The 19,409-nt window shown below is 70.4% G+C and carries 16 protein-coding genes; 8 read left to right on the forward strand and 8 right to left on the reverse strand.

Features of this window, described 5'->3' with window-relative positions; translation table 11 throughout:
* Positions 1-3 precede the first annotated feature (3 nt).
* From SACAZDRAFT_RS00360 to SACAZDRAFT_RS00375, 4 genes are read left to right on the forward strand one after another with little or no spacing between them, the layout of a single operon-like run.
* Positions 4-1,206, forward strand: coding sequence for a phosphoglycerate kinase (locus tag SACAZDRAFT_RS00360; protein ID WP_176662534.1), 1,203 nt, complete (start codon positions 4-6; stop codon positions 1,204-1,206).
* Entirely contained in the window at positions 1,206-1,991 is a 786-nt protein-coding gene (gene tpiA, locus SACAZDRAFT_RS00365; protein ID WP_005437546.1) for a triose-phosphate isomerase, read from the forward strand. Before SACAZDRAFT_RS00360 ends, tpiA begins: the two co-directional genes overlap by 1 nt.
* Positions 1,992-2,051: 60 nt before the next feature.
* Entirely contained in the window at positions 2,052-2,282 is a 231-nt protein-coding gene (secG, locus tag SACAZDRAFT_RS00370; protein WP_005437548.1) for a preprotein translocase subunit SecG, read from the forward strand.
* Between the two features lie 53 nt (positions 2,283-2,335).
* Positions 2,336-2,677, forward strand: a complete 342-nt coding sequence (locus tag SACAZDRAFT_RS00375; RefSeq protein ID WP_005437550.1) for an RNA polymerase-binding protein RbpA — start codon at positions 2,336-2,338, stop codon at positions 2,675-2,677.
* A gap of 144 nt (positions 2,678-2,821) precedes the next feature.
* On the opposite strand, the gene SACAZDRAFT_RS00380 is transcribed toward SACAZDRAFT_RS00375, so the two are convergent.
* The 7 genes from SACAZDRAFT_RS00380 to tkt all read right to left on the reverse strand — a co-directional run bounded on the left by SACAZDRAFT_RS00380 (position 2,822) and on the right by tkt (position 12,718).
* Positions 2,822-4,033, reverse strand: coding sequence for a sensor histidine kinase (locus SACAZDRAFT_RS00380; RefSeq protein ID WP_005437552.1), 1,212 nt, complete (start codon positions 4,031-4,033; stop codon positions 2,822-2,824).
* A 137-nt stretch (positions 4,034-4,170) separates the two neighbouring features.
* Positions 4,171-4,974 (reverse strand): 6-phosphogluconolactonase, encoded by an 804-nt coding sequence (gene pgl, locus SACAZDRAFT_RS00385; protein ID WP_005437554.1) that lies wholly within the window; start codon positions 4,972-4,974, stop codon positions 4,171-4,173.
* Between the two features lie 4 nt (positions 4,975-4,978).
* The gene (opcA, locus tag SACAZDRAFT_RS00390) at positions 4,979-6,076 is read right to left on the reverse strand and encodes a glucose-6-phosphate dehydrogenase assembly protein OpcA (protein ID WP_005437556.1); all 1,098 of its coding nucleotides are present in this window, start codon (positions 6,074-6,076) and stop codon (positions 4,979-4,981) included.
* 187 nt (positions 6,077-6,263) lie between these two features.
* On the reverse strand, positions 6,264-7,793 hold the full coding sequence (zwf, locus tag SACAZDRAFT_RS00395; protein ID WP_005437564.1) for a glucose-6-phosphate dehydrogenase: 1,530 nt from the start codon (positions 7,791-7,793) through the stop codon (positions 6,264-6,266).
* Positions 7,790-9,409 (reverse strand): glucose-6-phosphate isomerase, encoded by a 1,620-nt coding sequence (locus SACAZDRAFT_RS00400; RefSeq protein ID WP_005437565.1) that lies wholly within the window; start codon positions 9,407-9,409, stop codon positions 7,790-7,792. Before SACAZDRAFT_RS00400 ends, zwf begins: the two co-directional genes overlap by 4 nt.
* Entirely contained in the window at positions 9,409-10,530 is a 1,122-nt protein-coding gene (gene tal / locus SACAZDRAFT_RS00405; protein ID WP_005437567.1) for a transaldolase, read from the reverse strand. Before tal ends, SACAZDRAFT_RS00400 begins: the two co-directional genes overlap by 1 nt.
* Before the next feature lie 94 nt (positions 10,531-10,624).
* Entirely contained in the window at positions 10,625-12,718 is a 2,094-nt protein-coding gene (tkt, locus tag SACAZDRAFT_RS00410) for a transketolase (RefSeq protein ID WP_005437568.1), read from the reverse strand.
* A 375-nt stretch (positions 12,719-13,093) separates the two neighbouring features.
* On the opposite strand from tkt, the gene SACAZDRAFT_RS00415 reads away from it, so the two are divergent.
* The 3 genes from SACAZDRAFT_RS00415 to SACAZDRAFT_RS00425 all read left to right on the forward strand — a co-directional run bounded on the left by SACAZDRAFT_RS00415 (position 13,094) and on the right by SACAZDRAFT_RS00425 (position 17,268).
* A complete protein-coding gene (locus SACAZDRAFT_RS00415) occupies positions 13,094-14,074 on the forward strand; it encodes a heme o synthase (protein WP_005437569.1) in 981 nt (326 codons plus the stop codon).
* Positions 14,075-14,234: 160 nt separating this feature from the next.
* Positions 14,235-16,649, forward strand: coding sequence for a HelD family protein (locus SACAZDRAFT_RS00420; RefSeq protein ID WP_005437571.1), 2,415 nt, complete (start codon positions 14,235-14,237; stop codon positions 16,647-16,649).
* A 10-nt stretch (positions 16,650-16,659) separates the two neighbouring features.
* Positions 16,660-17,268 (forward strand): FKBP-type peptidyl-prolyl cis-trans isomerase, encoded by a 609-nt coding sequence (locus SACAZDRAFT_RS00425; protein WP_005437572.1) that lies wholly within the window; start codon positions 16,660-16,662, stop codon positions 17,266-17,268.
* Between the two features lie 58 nt (positions 17,269-17,326).
* Here SACAZDRAFT_RS00425 and SACAZDRAFT_RS00430 read toward each other — a convergent pair whose 3' ends face one another.
* On the reverse strand, positions 17,327-18,298 hold the full coding sequence (locus SACAZDRAFT_RS00430) for a quinone oxidoreductase family protein (RefSeq protein WP_005437574.1): 972 nt from the start codon (positions 18,296-18,298) through the stop codon (positions 17,327-17,329).
* A gap of 147 nt (positions 18,299-18,445) precedes the next feature.
* Here SACAZDRAFT_RS00430 and SACAZDRAFT_RS00435 point away from each other — a divergent pair, with 147 nt between their 5' ends.
* Entirely contained in the window at positions 18,446-19,390 is a 945-nt protein-coding gene (locus tag SACAZDRAFT_RS00435) for a DMT family transporter (RefSeq protein WP_005437576.1), read from the forward strand.
* The last annotated feature ends 19 nt before the right edge of the window (positions 19,391-19,409 follow it).

Genomic DNA, 19,409 nt, shown 5'->3' on the forward strand with positions numbered 1-19,409 from the left:
GCGGTGAAGACTCTCGACGACCTGCTCGGCGAGGGCGTACGGGGTCGGCGCGTGCTGGTGCGCGCCGACCTGAACGTTCCGCTCGACGGGGAGAAGATCACGGACGACGGTCGGGTCCGCGCGGCGCTGCCCACCATCCGGTCGCTGACGGAGGCGGGTGCGCGCGTCGTCGTGGCGGCCCACCTCGGCAGGCCGAAGGGCACACCGGATCCCGCGTTCTCGCTGCGTCCCGTCGCGGTGCGGCTGGGCGAGCTGCTCGGCAGCGAGGTGACGCTGGCCGGTGACGTGGTCGGCGACCAGGCGAAGGCCGCGGCCGAGTCGCTCGGCGACGGCGGCGTCGTGCTGCTGGAGAACGTCCGGTTCGACGCCAGGGAGACCAGCAAGTCCGAGGACGAACGCGCCGAGCTCGCGCGTGAGCTGGCCGCGTTGACCGGCGACGACGGTGCGTTCGTCTCCGACGGGTTCGGTGTGGTGCACCGCAAGCAGGCCTCGGTGTACGACGTGGCCCGCGTGCTGCCCGCCTATGCGGGCGGGCTCGTGCTCGCCGAGCTGGAGGTGCTGCGCACGCTCACCGGCGACCCGCAGCGGCCCTACGCCGTCGTGCTCGGTGGGTCCAAGGTGTCGGACAAGCTCGCCGTCATCGAGGCGCTCCTGCCGAAGGTCGACCGGCTGCTGGTCGGCGGCGGGATGTGCTTCACCTTCCTCGCCGCCCAGGGCCACGGCGTCGGCTCGTCGCTGCTGGAGAGCGACATGGTCGACACCTGCAAGCGGCTGCTCGCCGAGGCCGGTGACAAGCTGCTGCTGCCCGCGGACATCGTCGTGGCCGACGCGTTCGCCGCCGACGCCGCGAAGCGCACCGTGCCCGTCACCGGCATCGAGGACGGCTGGATGGGGCTCGACATCGGGCCCACGACGGTGGCCGCGTTCGGTGCCGCGGTCCGCGACGCGCGCACCCTGTTCTGGAACGGCCCGATGGGCGTGTTCGAGATGGCGCCGTTCGCACACGGCACGAGGGGAGTGGCGTCCGCGATCGCCGAGTCCGAGGCGTTCAGCGTCGTCGGTGGTGGCGACTCCGCCGCGGCCGTGCGACTGCTCGGACTGCCCGAGGACGGCTTCTCGCACATCTCCACGGGAGGCGGTGCGTCCCTGGAATACCTGGAGGGCAAGGAACTGCCCGGTGTCGCCGTGTTGAGTGAGGAGCGCTGATGGCCCGCAAGCCGCTGATCGCCGGCAACTGGAAGATGAACCTCAACCACCTCGAGGCCATCGCCCTGGTGCAAAAGATCGCGTTCTCGCTGCCGGAGAAGTACTACGCGAAGGTCGACGTGGCGGTGTTGCCGCCCTTCACCGACATCCGCAGCGTGCAGACCCTGGTCGACGGCGACAAGTTGCTGCTCACCTACGGAGCGCAGGACCTGTCCCCGTACGACTCGGGCGCCTACACCGGTGAGGTCTCGGGCGCGATGCTCGCCAAGCTCGGGTGCACCTACGTCGTGGTGGGGCACTCGGAGCGGCGCGAGTACCACGGCGAGACCGACGAACTCGTCAACAAGAAGGTCCGCGCGGCTCTCAAGCACGGCCTCAGCCCGATCCTGTGCGTGGGCGAGAAGCTCGACGTGCGTGAGGCCGGCAACCACATCGAGCACACGACCTCGCAGCTCCTCGCCGCGCTGAAGGGGCTCAAGGCCGAGCAGGTCGCGAACGTGGTCGTGGCCTACGAGCCGGTCTGGGCCATCGGCACCGGCCGGGTCGCCACTCCCGCCGACGCCGAGGAGGTTTGTGCCGCGTTGCGGTCCGCCCTTTCGGACAAGTACGGCGCGGAGCTCGCCCAGGGGATGCGGATTCTCTACGGCGGTTCGGTCAAGTCGAGCAACGTGGCCGACCTCGTGAAGTGCGACAACGTCGACGGAGCACTGGTCGGTGGCGCGAGCCTCGACGGTGAGGAGTTCACCAAGCTGTGCGCGCTCGCCGCGGGCGGCCCACTCCCGTGACAAGAGGGGCGTTTACGCTACTCTTGAGGTTCCCGCCACACGCAGTACACAGAGGATGACATGGAACTGTTCCTGCAAATTTTGTTGATCGTCTCCAGCGTGCTGCTCATCATCGCGGTGTTGCTGCACCGTGGTCGCGGCGGCGGGCTGTCGTCTCTGTTCGGTGGCGGTATGCAGTCGAGCCTCTCGGGCTCGAGCGTGGCCGAGAAGAACCTCGACCGGATCACGCTCGGACTCGGGGCGGTGTGGGTGATCGCCATCGTCGGGCTCGGCCTGCTGGTGAAACTCTGATCGACGTTGGCGTGCGGCGATCGTGCGTCAACTTTCTGGTGGGGTGACGATTCATGGTTGGCGGTAACGCGATCCGAGGCACGCGGATCGGAGCAGGTCCTTCCGGCGAGTCGGAGCGTGGGGAGGCTGCTCCGCGTCGTCGGGTTCCGTACTGGTGCGCCAACGGACACGAGTCGCGTCCGTCGTTCTCGATGGACGCGGAGATTCCGGAGGAGTGGGACTGCCCTCGGTGCGGTCTTCCCGCGGGGCGCAACCGGGAGCAGCCTCCCGCCGCGCCTCGTACGGAGCCGTACAAGTCTCACCTGGCGTACGTGAAGGAACGTCGGAGTGACGCCGACGGGGAGGCCATCCTCGCCGAGGCGCTGGAGCGACTGCGGCGCCGACGCGAGGGCTGACGACGCCCGACCGCTCGGCCCGGTCACGGGCGGGGCGGCCGCGAGACGACAACAGCACACGGTAAGAACCGCGAAGGCCACCTTTCCTGCGCCAGCCGCAGGGAAAGGTGGCCTTCACTTGCACAGGAAAAGCGGCCTTCGCGGTTACCGGAACGGATAGCTGGCGTGGATGCGGAATCCGCCGTCGTCTGTGGACGCGCTCTCGAACGTGCCGCCCAGCAGCTTGGCCCGCTCGGCGAGCCCGGCGAGCCCGTAACCCCCGCCGCGAGGCAGAGCGACGTTGCGGCGTGACTTGGGCTTGTCGTTGCGCACGTCGACGGACACGGTGTCGCACGTCGCGGACACGTGGACGAACGCCGTGGCACCGGGTGCGTGCTTGCGGACGTTGGTGATGCCCTCCTGCACCGTCCGGTAGGCCGCGGCGGACACCGGGGCGGGCAGGTCCGCGGGCACGTTCTCCATCGTCAGCCGCACCGGAACTCCCGCGTGGTGTACGAGTTCGTCGAGATCACGCAGGTCCGCCTGCACAGCCATGTCGGCCCCCGACCGCAGCACACCCACGAGCCCTCGGAGTTCTTCCAGGGTGCGGGTGCTGAGAGTGCGGATCGTGTCGGCGGTCTCCTTGGCCTGGGTGTCGACCTTCGCCGCCGACAGCACGCCCGCCTGCATGGCGATGAGCGTGATGTCGTGGGACACGACGTCGTGCATTTCTCTCGCGAGCCGGGCTCGTTCCTCCGCGCGCACGGCCTGCGCGTGGAGTTGCCGTTCCCGGTCCCGGCTCGCCGCGAGTTCCGCCAGCCGGGCGGCCAGTTCCCATCTCGCCGCGATCAGCAGGCCGATCGCGACGGGCATCCCGGCCACGATGACCCCGTACATGGCGTCGAGGACGTGGATCCGCCAATTGAGTTCGAGGAAGTCCGACATGGGCCAGAGGAAGAACCGGCAGAGCCACACCAGCCCGGCGCCGACCCACATGTGCCAGTGGAACTGCTTACGAAGTGCGAGCGAGCCCAGCGCGAGCATGGCCGCCAGCTGCGCCCAGCCGGCGAAGAAGCCGGGAACCGCCAGCAGGACGGTGGTGAACGGCAGCCGGCGGCGCAGCAGGAGCGCCAGGCAGCTCGCCGCCGACAGCCAGATCGGGTACGACGGAGCGTCGTCGGGAATCACCAGCCACACGTCGAGTACTGCGAAGACGACGAACACGACGTCCATTGCCGCGGCGGTGAGGGCCGGGTGTCTCGAGCGTGCGCGCGACCGGCTGGAGAGTGCGGTGGTGTGTTCCCGCGGTGGGTCGGCGGTCCCCGAGCCAGGACCGCCGACCGGGACCCCGGCGAGGGAGATTCCCTGTGTGGTCATTGGTTGCGACCTCTCGATTGTGTGGACTCGATACTGAGAGGTTTCTGTGAGTGGTCACGGAGCGCAACCCTTTGACCGTGTGCGGTTGCAACGAAACGTGGAGGACCCACTATATCGGGTTACCGCCACGTTTCGTTTCACTCTGAGTGTGGCTGGATCTTCCCGGCGGCGGCACGGTCGATCAACCACACCGTGCGTTGCTTGCCCCGGGCGCCCGCCACCGGAAGGCTCACCGGGTCGGCGCCGCCGAGGGCGAGGGCGACCGCGTCGGCCTTGGCCTCGCCGGCGGTCAGCAACCACACCTCCTCGGCGGCGCGGATGGCGGGCAACGTCAACGACAGCCGCGTCGGTGGCGGCTTCGGGCAGTCCCGTACGGGGACGACCGCCGACCGCTCCTCCCGCACCTCGGCGGTGTCCGGGAACAGGGAGGCCGTGTGCCCCTCCCCGCCGAGCCCGAGGAGCAGCACGTCGAAGGACGGCACCTGGGCCGCGCTGGTGGCCGTGTCGGCCGACCGGGCCGCCGCGGCGAGGGCTTCCGCGTAGGCGGCGGCGGCCGCGTCCGGGTCGTCGCCGAACGGGCCGTCGGACGCGGTCATGGCGTGGACGCGCTCCTCGTCCACGGGCACGTGGTCCAACAGCGCCGTGCGTGCCTGCTTCTCGTTGCGCTCGTCGTCGTCGGCGGGCACGAAGCGTTCGTCGCCCCAGTAGACGTCCAGCGCCGACCAGTCCACGGCGTCGCGCGCCGGGCTGCGGCGCACCTGGTCGAGAACGGCGATCCCCATGCCGCCGCCCGTGAGGACGACGGACGCCGAGCCCTTGCGCGCCTGTACGTCCGCGAGGGTGGCGATCAGTCGCGCCGCCGCCGCGGCGGCGAGGACGTCCTGGTCGGGATGCACGACCACCGTCGGATCGGACACGGTGGGATCGAAAGCAGTGCTCATGCCGCTAGGCCTCCGCCTCTGCGTCGGTCGATGTGGACGTGGCGGGCGCGGCCTTCGCCGCCGTCTTCCGGCTGCCGCGCGCGGTCGCGCCCGTGTTCTTCCTCGTGGTCCTCGTGGTCCCGGTCCTGGACCCGGAGGCCCCTGTGGACGTCTTCGCCGCCGTGGACGACCTCGCGGGTTTGCGTGCGGCGGAGAACTTGGTGAGGCCGCGCAGCGCGGCCTCGTAGACCTCGTCCGGGTCGAGCCTGCGCAGCTCCTCGATGAGGCAGTCCTTGTTGTCCCGCCGGTGCAGGGAAACACGCCGAGTCGGTTGTCCCGGCTGGGTCAGGGTGCCGGTCTTGCCGTCCGGCCGGTGCAGCTCGATGGGCCCCGACGGCCGGTCGAGACGCACCGCGACGATGCCCTGCGCCTCGGTGGTCTTGATGCGTTTCACCGGCACGTTGAGGTATTCCGCGAGCCAGCCCGCGAGCAGCTCCGTCGACGGGGAGTCCGCCTCGCCGGTGACCGACGCTCCGGTGATCGGCTCGAACGGCGGGAGGTCGAGCGCCGACACCAGCTGTGCCCGCCAGTTGGTGAGCCGGGTCCAGGCCAGATCCGTGTCACCATCCACATAGGACTTGCTCCGGGCGGTCAGTGCACGGATCGGGTTGGTCTCCGCGGCCGAGTCGGTGATCCGACGCTGCGCGAGCTGACCCAGCTGGTCCTTCGACGGCGCCTTCGGCCCCTTGCCCGGCCACCACGTGACGGTCGGCGTGTCGGGCAGCAGCAGCGGAACCACCGCACTCCTGCCCTGGTTCGCGAGCGCCCCGTACAGGCGCAACACGATGACGTCGCTCGCGCCCGCGTCGCCGCCCACCCGGATCTGACCGTCGATGCGCGGGGCGGCCGTGCGCGCGCCCTTGGCGACCACGATCACGCGCGACGGATGTTCCCGGCTCGCCTCGTTCGCGGCGTCGATGGCGTCCTCGAGCTGGTCGTCGTCCTCCGCGGCGATGACCAGCGTCAGCACTCGGCCCAGCGCCACCGCCCCGCCACGCTCACGGATCTCGACGAGCTTCTTGTTCAACTGCGACGTCGTCGTCGACGGCAGATCGATGATCATCGGAATCTCCTGTGTTGATCCGCGCTCGCCAGGTCAGCGTCCCTTACGGACGCCTCCAGTGTTCTGCGGGACGCCCGCACCCGGTCGGCGTCCGTGAGGGCCAAACGAGCGTCCCTTACGGACGCCTCCAGTGTTCTGCGGGACGCCCGCACCCGGTCGGCGTCCGTGAGGGCCAAACGAGCGTCCCTCACGGACGCCTCCAGTGCCGGCCCGTGCGTTCCAGCATCGCCTCCGCCGACGGCGGCCCCCACGAACCCGGCTCGTACGGTTCCGGCGTACCGAGCTTCGCCCAGTGCTCCAGCACCGGATCGAGGATCCGCCACGACAGCTCGACCTCCTCGTTGCCGGGGAACAACGACGGTTCGCCCAGCAGCACGTCGAGGATCAGCCGCTCGTAGGCCTCGGGCGAGCTCTCGGTGAACGCGTGCCCGTAGCCGAAGTCCATCGTGACGTCGCGGACCTCCATCGTGGTGCCCGGGACCTTCGACCCGAAGCGCATCGTGACGCCCTCGTCGGGCTGCACCCGGATCACCAGGGCGTTCTCGCCGAGCTCCTCGGTGGACGTCGAGTCGAACGGCAGGTGCGGTGCCCGCTTGAACACCACGGCGACCTCGGTGACCCGGCGGCCCAGCCGCTTGCCGGTACGCAGGTAGAACGGCACGCCCGCCCAGCGGCGGTTGCGCACCTCCAGGGTCACGGCCGCGTACGTCTCGGTGGTCGAGTCCTTGGAGAAGCCCTGCTCCTGGTGCAGGCCCGGCACCTTCTTGCCGCCCTGCCAGCCCCCGGTGTACTGGCCGCGTGCCGTCGTCTCGTCGAACGGGCCCACGGCCGTCGTCGCCCCCAGGACCTTCACCTTCTCGGCGCGCAGAGCCTTCGGCTCGAACGACACCGGCTCCTCCATCGCCGTGAGGGCGAGCAACTGCAGCAGGTGGTTCTGGATGACGTCCCGCGCCGCCCCGATGCCCTCGTAGTAGCCCGCGCGACCGCCGAGGCCGATGTCCTCGGCCATGGTGATCTGCACGTGGTCGACGTAGTGCGCGTTCCAGATCGGCTCGAACAGCTGGTTCGCGAACCGCAGCGCCAGGATGTTCTGCACCGTCTCCTTGCCGAGGTAGTGGTCGATGCGGAACACCGACTCCTCGGGGAAGACGTCATTGACGACGGCGTTCAGTTCCATCGCGCTCGCGAGGTCGTGCCCGAACGGCTTCTCCACGACGACCCGCCGCCAGACGTCCTCACTGGACTGCGCGAGACCGCAGCGGGCGAGCTGCTTGGTCACCACCGGGAACGCCCACGGCGGGATGGAGAGGTAGAACGCGGTGTTGCCGCCGGTTCCCCGCTGCTCGGTCAGCTCCGTCACGGTCTGGGCGAGCTGGTCGAACGCGGCGTCGTCGTCGAACGAACCCTGGACGAACCGGATGCCCTCGGCCAGTCGTTCCCACACCGACTCGCGAAAGGGGGTGCGCGCGTGCTCGGCGACGGCGTCGTGCACCTGTTGGCCGAAGTCCTGGTGCTCCCATTCCCGGCGCGCGAAACCGATGAGCGAGAAGCCCGCGGGCAACAGGCCCCGGTTCGCGAGGTCGTAGATCGCCGGCATGAGCTTCTTCCGCGACAGGTCCCCCGTGACGCCGAAGATCACCAGGCTCGACGGCCCGGCGATCCTCGGCAGTCTCTTGTCGCGGGGGTCCCGCAGCGGGTTGGTCCAACCTTGCCTCATCGAGTGAGCTCCTGTACGGCTCGGACCACGTCCGCGAGGCCCGCCGCCCGGTCGGTGAGATGCAGTCGGAGCACGGGCCTGCCCGTGTCGGCCAGCACCTGCCCGTCACCGAGCGCCTGGGCCAGCTGCAACGTGCTGAGGGTGTACGGGCGGCCGGGCACCGGCACGTCCGCCTCGACCGCCCCCGTGATCTGGAGGAAGCTGCCGTTGCGGTGACCGCCCTTGTGGTACTGCCCCGTGGAGTGCAGGAATCGGGGGCCCCAGCCGAACGTCGTCTGCCGCCCGGTTCGCCGGGCGAGCTCGCCGCGCAGCAGGGTGGCGGACGCGTCGTCGAGCCGGTCGAGATACGCCTGCACGGCGAGGTAGCCGTTCTCGGCGACGCCGTCGACGAACTCCCGCAGCACCTGCGAGAGCGTGCCCGTGGCGGCGCTGTCGCCCACCGGGCCGTACACCTCCACCGCGCCGATCACGGCCGACGGCTCCTCGGTGCCCGTGAGCGCCTGCGGGTTGTCGAGCAACGCGCGGGCGGCCTTCTTCGCCGCCTCCACGTCGGGCTGGTCGAACGGGTTGATGCCGAGCAGCCTGCCCGCCACCGCCACGGCGTACTCCCAGAGCAGGAATTGTGCGCCGAGCGGGCCGGAGGTCGCGATCGCCGCACCCTCGACGGACGGGCCCACGGCCACCGTGGTGGCGTCGGTGCCCGCGTCGGCGAAACCGGGCGCGGTGGGCGATTCGACGACCACGGGCAGCAGGCCGGTGCCCTCCTTGCCGGTCGACTCGGCGATGAGCTGCTCGGCCCAGTCACCGAAACCCGCGATACCGGATCCGGTGTCGGCGAGGACGACCTTCTCGGCACCGTTCTCGTGTGCCGCCGCGAGGGCGGCGGCCAGGCGGAGCGCCGGGTTGTCCGGGGAGTCGGCGGACAGCGTCTCCGCCGCGCCGGCGGCCTGGTCGAGCAGCCGGGCGACGTCCGCGCCGGCCAGTCCCGCGGGCACCAGGCCGAACGCCGTCAGCGCGGAGTAGCGACCTCCGACGTGCGGGTCGGCCTGGAACACCTTGCGGTAGCCCTCGGATTCGGCGAGGTCCGCCAGCGGCGAGCCCGGGTCGGTCACGACGACCATCCGCCGAGCCGGGTCGATCCCGGCGTCGGCGAAGGCCTTGGCGAAGATGCGCCGGTGGCTGTCGGTCTCCACGGTCGTGCCGGACTTCGACGACACCACGAGCACCGTGCGCTCCAGGTCGCCCTCGAGCGCGTCGGCGACCTGGCCCGCGTCGGTGGTGTCCAGCACGGTCAGCGCCACGCCCTCCGTACCGGTGATCACCTCCGGCGCGAGCGACGAGCCGCCCATCCCGGCGAGCACGACCCGGTCGATGCCCTCGGAACGCAGGTCCGTGCGCAGCGCCTCGATCTCGCCGATCAGCGGACGCGAGCTCTTGTGCAGCGTCGTCCACGACAGGCGGATCGACGCCTCCGGCTCGGCCCGCTCGCCCCACAGCGTGGGGTCCTGCGCGGTGAGCGCGCTCGCCACGCGGTCGGCGACGAGCTGGTCCAGCAGCGAACGTGCCGCCTGAGTCAGGGCGGCGTCGGTGATGTCGACCGTCGTCCGTTCGGCCATCAGCTCTGCGCCTTCGCCGAGTCCAGCTGGCCCCGCACGGTGTCGAGCAGCTCGGCCCACGACTTGTCGAACTTCTCCACACCCTCGTCCTCCAGCGTGCGGAAGACGTCGCTGACGTCGATGCCGACCTCGGCGAGCCGGTCGAACACCTGCTGTGCCTCCAGCGCCGTGCCGGTCACGGTGTCGTCCTGGATGTCGGCGTGGTCGGCCGCGGCCTCCAGGGTCTTCTCCGGCATCGTGTTGACCGTGCCCGCGACGACGAGCTGGTCCACGTAGCGCGTGTCCGAGTAGTCCGGGTTCTTCACCCCGGTGGACGCCCACAGGGGACGCTGGGGCTTGGCGCCGGCCTTCTTGAGTGCCGCCCAGCGTTCGCTCGCGAAGAGCTCCAGGTAGGCGGCGTAGGCGAGGCGGGCGTTGGCGATCGCGGCCTCACCGCGCAGGGCCAGTGCCTCGTCGGTGCCGATGGCCTCCAGCCGCTTGTCCACCTCGCTGTCGACCCGCGAGACGAAGAACGACGCCACGGACTCGATCTGCGACAGGTCGTGGCCGTTGGCCTTGGCCTGCTCCAGCCCGCTGAAGAAGGCCTCGATGACGGCGCGGTAGCGCTCCACCGAGAAGATCAGGGTGACGTTGACGCTGATGCCGTCGGCGAGGGTGCGCGTGATCGCGGGCAGGCCCTGTTCGGTGGCCGGGATCTTGACGAAGATGTTGGGCCGGTCGACGGTCTTCCACAGCTCCTCGGCCTCGGCCACGGTCTTGTCCGTGTCCCGTGCCAGACCCGGGTCGACCTCGATCGACACCCGGCCGTCGACGCCGTCCGTGGCGGTGTAGACGTCGCGGAAGAGGTCCGCGGCCTCGCGTACGTCGCTGGTGGTCAGCTCCCGCACGGCGGCGTGGACGTCCGCACCGCGCGCGGCGAGCTCACGGATCTGCTCGTCGTACGCCTCGCCCTTCGACAGGGCGCCCGCGAAGATCGTCGGGTTGGTGGTGACCCCGACGACGTGCTTGTCGCGGATCAGTTCTGCGAGGTTGCCGGAGCGCAGCCGCTCGCGCGACAGGTCGTCGAGCCAGATCGACACTCCTGCCTCGGACAGCTGGGCCAGCCTGTCGGTGTTGCCCATGACGTCATCCCTTTCCACGTGTCGACTCACTCGGGGTGGGGGCGTCGCGTCGTGTCCGCGACGCCCCCACCGCCGGGTTGTGCGTGCCGCGACGTCAGCGCTTGGCCAGCGAGCGGCGAGCCGCGGCCACCACGGCCTCGGCGGTGATCCCGAACTTCTCGTACAGCGTCTTGTAGTCGGCCGAGGCGCCGAAGTGCTCGATCGAGACGATCTCGCCCGCGTCGCCCACGAACCGGTGCCACGGCTGCGCCACACCGGCCTCGACGGCGACCCGAGCCTTGACGGTCGGCGGGATGACCGCGTCGCGGTACTCGGCGTCCTGCTGGTCGAACCACTCGACGCACGGCATGGAGACCACGCTGGTGGGCGTGCCGTCGGCCTCGAGCGTCTTGCGGGCCTCGACGGCGAGCTGCACCTCCGACCCCGTCGCGATCAGCACGACCTCGGGGGAGCCGTTGGAGGCCTCGGCCAGCACGTAACCGCCCTTGGCCACGCCCTCGGCGTCGGTGCCCTCCAGCACCGGCACGTTCTGGCGGGTCAGCGCGAGCCCCGTGGGAGCCTCGATGTCCTCCAGCGCCGCCTTCCACGCCGCCGCCGTCTCGTTGGCGTCGGCGGGGCGCACGACGTTCAGGCCCGGGATCGCGCGCAGCGAGGCGAGCTGCTCGATGGGCTGGTGCGTCGGGCCGTCCTCACCGAGACCGATCGAGTCGTGCGTCCACACGTACACCACGGGCGCCTTCATCAGGGCGGCGAGGCGGACGGACGGCCGCATGTAGTCGCTGAAGATGAGGAACGTGGCGCCGTAGGGGCGGGTGCCGCCGTGCAGGGCGATGCCGTTGAGGATCGCGCCCATCGCGTGCTCGCGGACACCGAAGTGCAGGTTCCGGCCGTACGGGTGGGCGGTGAACATGTCCGTCGACGCGCTCTCCGGCCCGAACGAGTCGGAGTTCTTGATGAGCGTGTTGTTGCTCTCGGCCAGGTCGGCCGAGCCGCCCCACAGCTCCGGCAGCACGTCGCCGATGGCGTTGAGCACCTCACCGGAGGCCTTGCGGGTCGCGATGCCCTTGGCGTCCGGCTCCCAGCTCGGGAGCTTCTCGTCCCACCCGGCGGGCAGGGTCCGCGTGCGGAGGCGGTCGGCCAGTTCCTTGCGCTCCGGGTTGGCCTGCGCCCACGCGTCGAAGGCCTGCTGCCACTTCTCCCGCTCGGCCTTGGCGCGCTCGCCGACCTTGCGGGTGTGGGCCAGGACCTCGTCGTCGATGTGGAAGTCGACCTCGGGGTCGAAGCCCAGGGCCTCCTTCACGGCCGCGACCTCGTCGGCACCGAGCGCGGCGCCGTGGGCCTTGCCGGTGTTCATCTTCGTCGGCGCGGGATAGCCGATGACGGTGCGCAGCAGGATGAACGAGGGGCGCGTGGTCTCCGCCTTCGCGGCCTCGACGGCCTTCTCGAACGCGACGACGTCCTCGCCGCCGTCGACGACCTGCACGTGCCAGCCGTACGCCTCGTAGCGCTTGGCGGTGTCCTCCGACAGCGCGATCGCGGTGTCGTCCTCGATGGAGATCTTGTTGTCGTCGTAGATGACGACGAGGTTGCCGAGCTCCTGCCGACCCGCGATCGAGGAGGCCTCGGAGGTGACGCCCTCCTCGATGTCGCCGTCCGAGGCGATCACGTAGATGTGGTGGTCGAACGGGCTCTCGCCCTGCGGTGCGTCGGGGTCGAGGAGACCGCGCTCACGCCGCGCCGCCATGGCCATGCCCACCGCGTTGGCCAGCCCCTGGCCGAGCGGTCCGGTGGTGGTCTCCACTCCGGGCGTGTGGCGGTACTCGGGGTGTCCCGGCGTGGCCGAACCCCACTTGCGCAGCTGCTTGAGGTCCTCCATCTCCAGCCCGTAGCCGGCGAGGAAGAGTTGCAGGTACAGCGTGAGGCTGCTGTGTCCGGCCGACAGGACGAAGCGGTCCCTCGCGGGCCACTCGGGGTCGGCCGGGTCGTGGCGCATGATGCGCTGGAAAAGTGAGTACGCCACCGGCGCCAGGCTCATGGCCGTGCCGGGGTGCCCGCTGCCGCAGTGCTCGACGGCATCGGCCGCGAGCACGCGGATCGTGTCCACCGCCCGGGTGTCCAGATCCGACCAGTCGGCCGGGTAGTTCCGGCGCAACAGAGGGTTGTTATCCGTAGGGGCGTTCTCCGACACTGACTCGGCTCCCTGAAGTCTCGCGCGTTGGCTGTTCCTTGCCCGGTTACCCGATCGTCTCGGTCACAGACGATCTTAATCGATCCTGAACCCGGTGTGCCTGCCGTCTCAGTGGACTGGCCTGCATGAATTTCGAGCACTGTGACTCCGGCGACGGGTACCGGCGAATTCGTCGGTCAGCCTAGTCGACGGCGACGCGCCATCGGCGATCACTGACGCGCTGTGCGGGGGCGATCGCGCACGGCGCGTGGCCCATGGTGACGTGGGTCCCGTGCCCGGGTGCCGCCGGGCAAGGCGTGCTTGCGCTCTACTACGATCTGTCAAGGTATCGCGTCCATGCCGACGCAGGGACGAAATCAAGGCACAGGGAGCGAGATGTCGTTGGTGAACGCTGCGCACGGGCGCAGTGAGCACACCAGCGCCGTGCATCCCACTGGCGAGTCGGAAGCTGGTGGCCGGCGAGGTCTGCGTGAGGTCATCGGCGCGTACGCCGCGCTGGCCAAGCCGAGGGTCATCGAGCTCCTGCTCGTGACCACGATTCCCGCGATGTTCCTCGCGGGCCGGGAGTTCCCGTCACCGTGGCTGGTGCTGGCGACTCTCGTCGGCGGAACCATGGCCGCGGGCAGCGCCAATGCGTTGAACTGCGTCATCGACGCCGACATCGACAAGGTGATGAACCGCACCAAGCGGCGCCCGCTCGTGCGGGACTCCGTACCCAGGCGCAACGCGCTGATCTTCGGCGTGGTGCTCGGTCTCGCCTCGTTCGGGTTGCTCTACCTGACGGTGAACCTGCTCGCCGCCATCCTCGCCGTCGTCACGATCCTCTTCTACATCTTCGTCTACACGCTGCTGCTCAAGCGGCGGACACCGCAGAACGTCGTCTGGGGCGGCGCAGCGGGCTGCATGCCGGTGGTCATCGGCTGGGCCGCCGTGACGGGCACGGTGGAGTGGCCCGCGTTCGTGATGTTCGGCGTGATCTTCTTCTGGACCCCGCCGCACACCTGGGCGCTCGCCATGCGTTACCGCGAGGACTACGAGCGGGCGGGCGTGCCGATGCTCCCCGTCGTGGCGACGCCGAAGCACGTCGCCAAGCAGATCGTCGTGTACTCGTGGGTCATGGTCGGCTGGACGCTGTTGCTGGTCCCGGCCACGAGCTGGCTCTACACGGCCTTCGCTGTGCTCACCGGTGCCTGGTTCCTCTTCTACGCGCACCGCCTCTACGCGGCGGTGGCCCGTGGTGAGAAGACGAAGCCGATGTCGTTGTTCCACCGCTCGAACACCTACCTGATGATCGTGTTCGTCGCCCTCGCCGTGGACGCCGCCATCGGGCTGCCGGTGATCGGCCTGCCGTTCTAGACCCCTCGCTCGTCCCGCCGTCCACCGTGTCACCGGATCGGGTGGGGCGGGGAATGGTGCGCGGACCGCGTTCGTTATTCCTGGGCTGTGAGAGTCCCTCGACCGCGAAAGTGGGCTGCTTGTGTCCGTGTCCCCGCAGCGTCGGGAACCCGACAACACCATGACGTTCGATCCGCAGACGGTGAAGCCGAACTCTCGGCTCGACGAGGCCAAGCGCGCCGAGATCACCGCCGAGCAGGCGTACGTCTCGACGCTGTACGAACGCCTCGACGCCGAACGCGAGCTGGCCGACCGCAGGCTCACCGAGGCTCTGCGCAGCTCGGGTGGGCCTCCGCAGGCCGCCGCCGAACGGGAGGCGGCGACCGCCACCTACAGCGATCGGCTCGCCCAGCTCAAGTCCGTGGAGCAGGGGCTGTGCTTCGGCAGGCTCGACTTCGCCGACGGTGATGGCCCGGACGACGAGTCGACGATGTACATCGGCCGGGTCGGGCTGTTCGACGAGAGCGACGACTACCGGCCGCTGTTGATCGACTGGCGGGCGCCCGCCGCGAGGCCGTTCTACCTCGCCACGGCGGCCTCTCCGGAGGGCATCCGGCGCCGCAGGCACATCCGCTCGCTCAGCCGCCGGGTGGTCGGCATCGACGACGAGGTGCTCGACCTCGGTGCCGACGAGCACACCGACCACCTCGGGCTGGCGGGGGAGGCGGCGCTGCTGTCGGCGCTGGAGCGTCGACGCACCGGCGAGATGTCGGACATCGTGTCGACGATCCAGGCGGAGCAGGACCGCATCATCCGCGCCGACATGAACGGGGTCCTGGTGGTGCAGGGCGGGCCGGGCACCGGCAAGACCGCCGTGGCGCTGCATCGCGCCGCCTACCTGCTCTACACGTACCGCAGACAGCTCACCACGCGTGGTGTGCTCGTCGTCGGGCCCAACAGCACCTTCCTGCGCTACATCGGGCAGGTGCTGCCCTCGCTGGGCGAGACGGGTGTCCTGCTCTCGACCATCGGCGAGCTCTTCCCCGGGCTGGCCGCCGCGGGGCTCGACACTCCCGAGGTCGCCGAGATCAAGGGCCGGATCGGCATGGCCGACGTCCTCGCGCAGGCCGTCCGCGACCGCCAGATCGTGCCCGAGACCGTCCTGGAGGTCCCGGTCGAGGGAGGAGAGGTGCTCACCCTCGACCGGCGTACGTGCGAGCGGGCGCGCGCGAAGGCGCGCGAGACGCTGCGCCCCCACAACGTGGCCCGCCGGGTGTTCGTCGACCGGCTCCTCGACGCGCTGGCCGACCAGTCGGTGCGCAGGCTGGAGTCCAGCGTTCTCGACGATCTGCCCGAGGTGCCGCTGGCCGACGACGAGGTGGACAGCGGGCCCATGCTCGACGCGCGGGACTTCGCGACGATCCGCCAGGAGCTCGCCGAGGACGCCGCGGTGCAGGCCGCACTGCAGTCGTTGTGGCCGAAGCTGACGCCGCAGGAGTTGCTGAGCGACCTGCTCACCGACGCCGAACGGCTCGCCTCGGCTGCCCGCGGTGTGCTCACCGAGGAGGAGTGGCGGAGCCTGTTGCGCCGGCCCGGGGCCCTGTGGACCCCCGCCGACGTTCCGCTGCTCGACGAGCTCGCCGAGCTGCTGGGCGAGGACGACACGGAGGCCCGCGCCCGCCGGGAACGGCAGCGTCGCGAGGAGCGCGCTTACGCCGAGGGTGTGCTGCACGTCCTGGAACAGGACGACGAGATCATCGACGAGGAGATCGTGCGGGTGCGCGACGTCCTCGACGCGGAGTTGCTGGCCGAGCGTCAGGAGGCGCGCAGCGACCTGACCGCGGCTCAGCGGGCCGCCCTCGACCGCTCCTGGACGTTCGGTCACGTCATCGTCGACGAGGCCCAGGAACTGTCCGAGATGGACTGGCGGCTGCTCATGCGGCGCTGCCCCAGCCGGTCGATGACGTTGGTGGGGGACGTCTCGCAGACCGGTTCGGCGGCGGGGACGTCGTCGTGGGACCGGGTCCTGCGGCCGTACGTCGGCGACCGCTGGCGGCTGCGGGAACTCACCGTGAACTACCGCACACCCGCCGAGATCATGGACCTCGCCTCCGCCGTCCTGGCCGAGCTCGACGCCGGGCTGTCGGCGCCGAAGTCGGTGCGCGAGTCGGGGGTGCGTCCGTGGCGCCGGTCGAGCTCCCCGGAGGCGCTCGCCGCCGACGTCCGCCGGTGGGTGGACGAGGAACTGGAGGCGCTGACCGCGGAGCGGGGAGGCGGCACGCTGGCGGTGCTGTGCCCCGAGTCCCTGGAAGGGGGCCTGGCGGCCGAGCTGGCGAAGACGCAGGCCACGGCCGGTGTCGACGACACGGGGGACAACCCGAGGGTGTCGGTCCTCACCGTGAGCCGGTCGAAGGGCCTGGAGTTCGACGCCGTGATCGTGGTGGATCCGGAGGGGATCGCCTCGGGGTCGCAGCGTGGGCTCAACGACGTCTACGTGGCGCTGACGCGGGCCACGCAGCGGTTGGGCATCGTCCACACGGGTACGCCGATGCCCGCACTCTCAGGCGAGCAAAGCGCCTCGTCTGCGGCCGGATAGGGTGTCAACCATGCGCAACGCTGGCAAGATCATCACCGTGGCGGCCGTCGCCGCGGCGCTCGCGGCGTGTTCGCCGCCGAACGAGCAGCCTTCGGACCTGCCTCCCGGGGCCGAGCCCACGCCGTCGGAGCAGGCCGCGCAGCCCACGCAGGGCACGCAGCAGCCCCCGACGCAGGGTGAGCAGGACGGTCAGAAGGAGACCTGCACGGCCGAGGACGTCAAGGCCACGCAGTCGTCCGAGGGAGAGGGCTACCAGGTCACCATCCCGAAGGACTGCGCGGAACCGACGGAGCTGCTGACCCGCGACCTGAAGCCCGGCTCGGGTCCCGAGGCCGCCGAGGGCGACGAGCTCGACCTCGACTACACGATCGTCGGTTGGTCCGACGGCGAGGTGAAGGAAAACTCCTTCGGCACCCTCGGCACGCTGAGTGTGCAGCTCGGCGAGGAGCAGGCGGGCTTCGAGGGCTGGAACGAGGCGTTGCAGGGAGCCCGGCAGGGCACGCAGCGCCTGATCGTCGTGCCCGAGACCATGGGCTTCGCCCAGGACGGCGACAACCCGCTGAACGGCGAGACCCTCGTGGTGGTCGCCGAGGTCGTGGACATCGCACCGCAGCAGTGACCCCTCGGGGTCGTGAGTGGACGCGGCGCGGCGCCCGTCCACTCACGACCCGACGTCGTCACGGAAGCAGCAGGACCTTGCCGGTGGTGCGGCGCCCTTCCAGGTCCTCGTGCGCCTTCCGCGCGTCCGACAGGGCATAGCGCCCGCCGATCCGCACCGTCAGCGTGCCCTTGGCCAAGCCGTCGAACAGCTCGCCGACCCGCCACTGGAGCTCCTGGCGGGTCCTCGTGTAGTCGCCGCTCGTCGGGCGGGTGAGGAAGAGCGACCCGCCGCGGTTGAGCCGCTGCGGATCGATGGGCGGGACCGGTCCGCTGGACGCGCCGAACAGCGCCAGCAACCCGCGGGGGCGCAGGCACGTCAGGCTGCCCTCGTAGGTCGAGGCTCCGACGCCGTCGTAGACGACGTCGACTCCCTGCCCGTGCGTGAGCTCGCGCACGGCCTCCACGAAGTCCTGCTCGGTGTAGCGGATCACCTCGTCGGCGCCCGTCTCCCGCGCCAGACGTTCCTTCTCCGGAGTGGAAACCGTCCCGATCACCCGGGCTCCCCGGGCCTTCGCCAGCTGGGTGAGCAGCAACCCGACGCCGCCGGCCGCGGCGTGCACCAGCACGGTCTCGCCCTCCCGCACCGCGTGCGTGGACGAGGTGAGGTAGTGCGCGGTGATGCCCTGCAGCATGACGGCGGCCGCCGTCTCGTCCGCAACGCCCTCGGGGATCCGCACGGCCACGTCCGCGGGCACGAGCGCCCGTGCGGCATAGGCGCCCGGGGAGCCCTGCCAAGCCACGCGGTCGCCCACCGCGACGTCGGTGACCCCGGAACCCACGGCGGCGACCCGGCCCGCCCCTTCCAGCCCGGGCGTGTAGGGCAGGGGGACCGGGTAGATGCCGCTGCGCTGGTAGGTGTCGATGTAGTTCACCCCGGCCGCGGCCACGTCCACCAGAACCTCTCCCGGGCCCGGTTCGGCGATGTCGACGTCGGCGACGTCGAGGACCTCGGGTCCTCCCGTCCGCTCGATGCGGATCGCTGTCACCATGCGTGTCCTCCCTGTGCAGTCGGTGTGATTCGTGGTGTCCACTCAACACGATTCCCGTGAGTGGGTCCGCAGGGCGGTCCGGCGGGGCTACCCTGGACCGTGCGCCGTGTCTCATCCCCGCGCTGAACGGGAATCTCGCGCGCCGTCGTGGCGCTGATTCTGACCGTGGTACTGCCTGTCGCTCTCGGCTTCGTGGCGGCCTTCCTCTTCGCCGCCTCGGCAGCTCTGCAACGCCGTGCGGTGTTGCGGGCCGCCGACTCCGATGCCGACCACCGGGCCAGTACCCACCGGCTTCCCGTGTTGTGGCTGTTCCGGCGTTTGCTGCGGCAGCGGGTGTGGCTGGCCGGATGGACCACGAACCTCGCCGGGTTCGCGTCCCAGGCCGCCGCCCTGCACTTCGGTTCCGTGGCGCTGGTGCAGCCGCTGTTGGTCACCCAGCTGCTGTTCGCCCTGCCGATGGCGTCGGCGGCGATCCGGCAGTGGCCTCCGCTGCGGGACTGGTTGGCCGCGCTCGCCATCAGCGGCGGTGTCGCGCTGTTCCTCTCCGTGGAGGGGGCGGCACCGTTGGAGGGCGAGGCCGACCGCACGCGGCTCGTGATCGCGGTCCTGGTGGCCGCGCTCACGATCGTCACGTTGTTGCAGATCGCCCAACGGCGGCGACCGATGGCGTACAGCGCGCTCGTCGCCTCGTGTGCCGGCATCTGCTACGCCATGAGCGCCGCGATGATGAAGCTCACAACCGACAGCCTGGTGAACGACGGTGTGGTGGCCACGGCCACGGACTGGCCCGGCTACCTGCTCGCCGTCACCACGTTCTCGGGACTGGTCCTCGGCCACCAGGCCTACGGATCGGGTTCGCTGTCGGTGGCGGTGGCCGTGATGTCCACGGTGAATCCGTGCGTGAGCTTCACGATCGGACTACTGGTGTTCGACGCGGTGCCCTCGACGGAACCCGGACCGCTGGCCGCCGTGGCCGTGGCCGGTGCGCTGCTCGTCGCCGGTGCCTTCGGGCTGTCGCACTCGCCTGCGGTTCGGACGGAGACCCGAAGCACTGCAGTACACGGCGTTTACCCCATTCGGGGTAACGTTTAGGACACGACGCCGGTCTGTG

The organism is Saccharomonospora azurea NA-128 (genome assembly GCF_000231055.2).
GTDB classification, from domain to species: Bacteria; Actinomycetota; Actinomycetes; order Mycobacteriales; family Pseudonocardiaceae; genus Saccharomonospora; species Saccharomonospora azurea.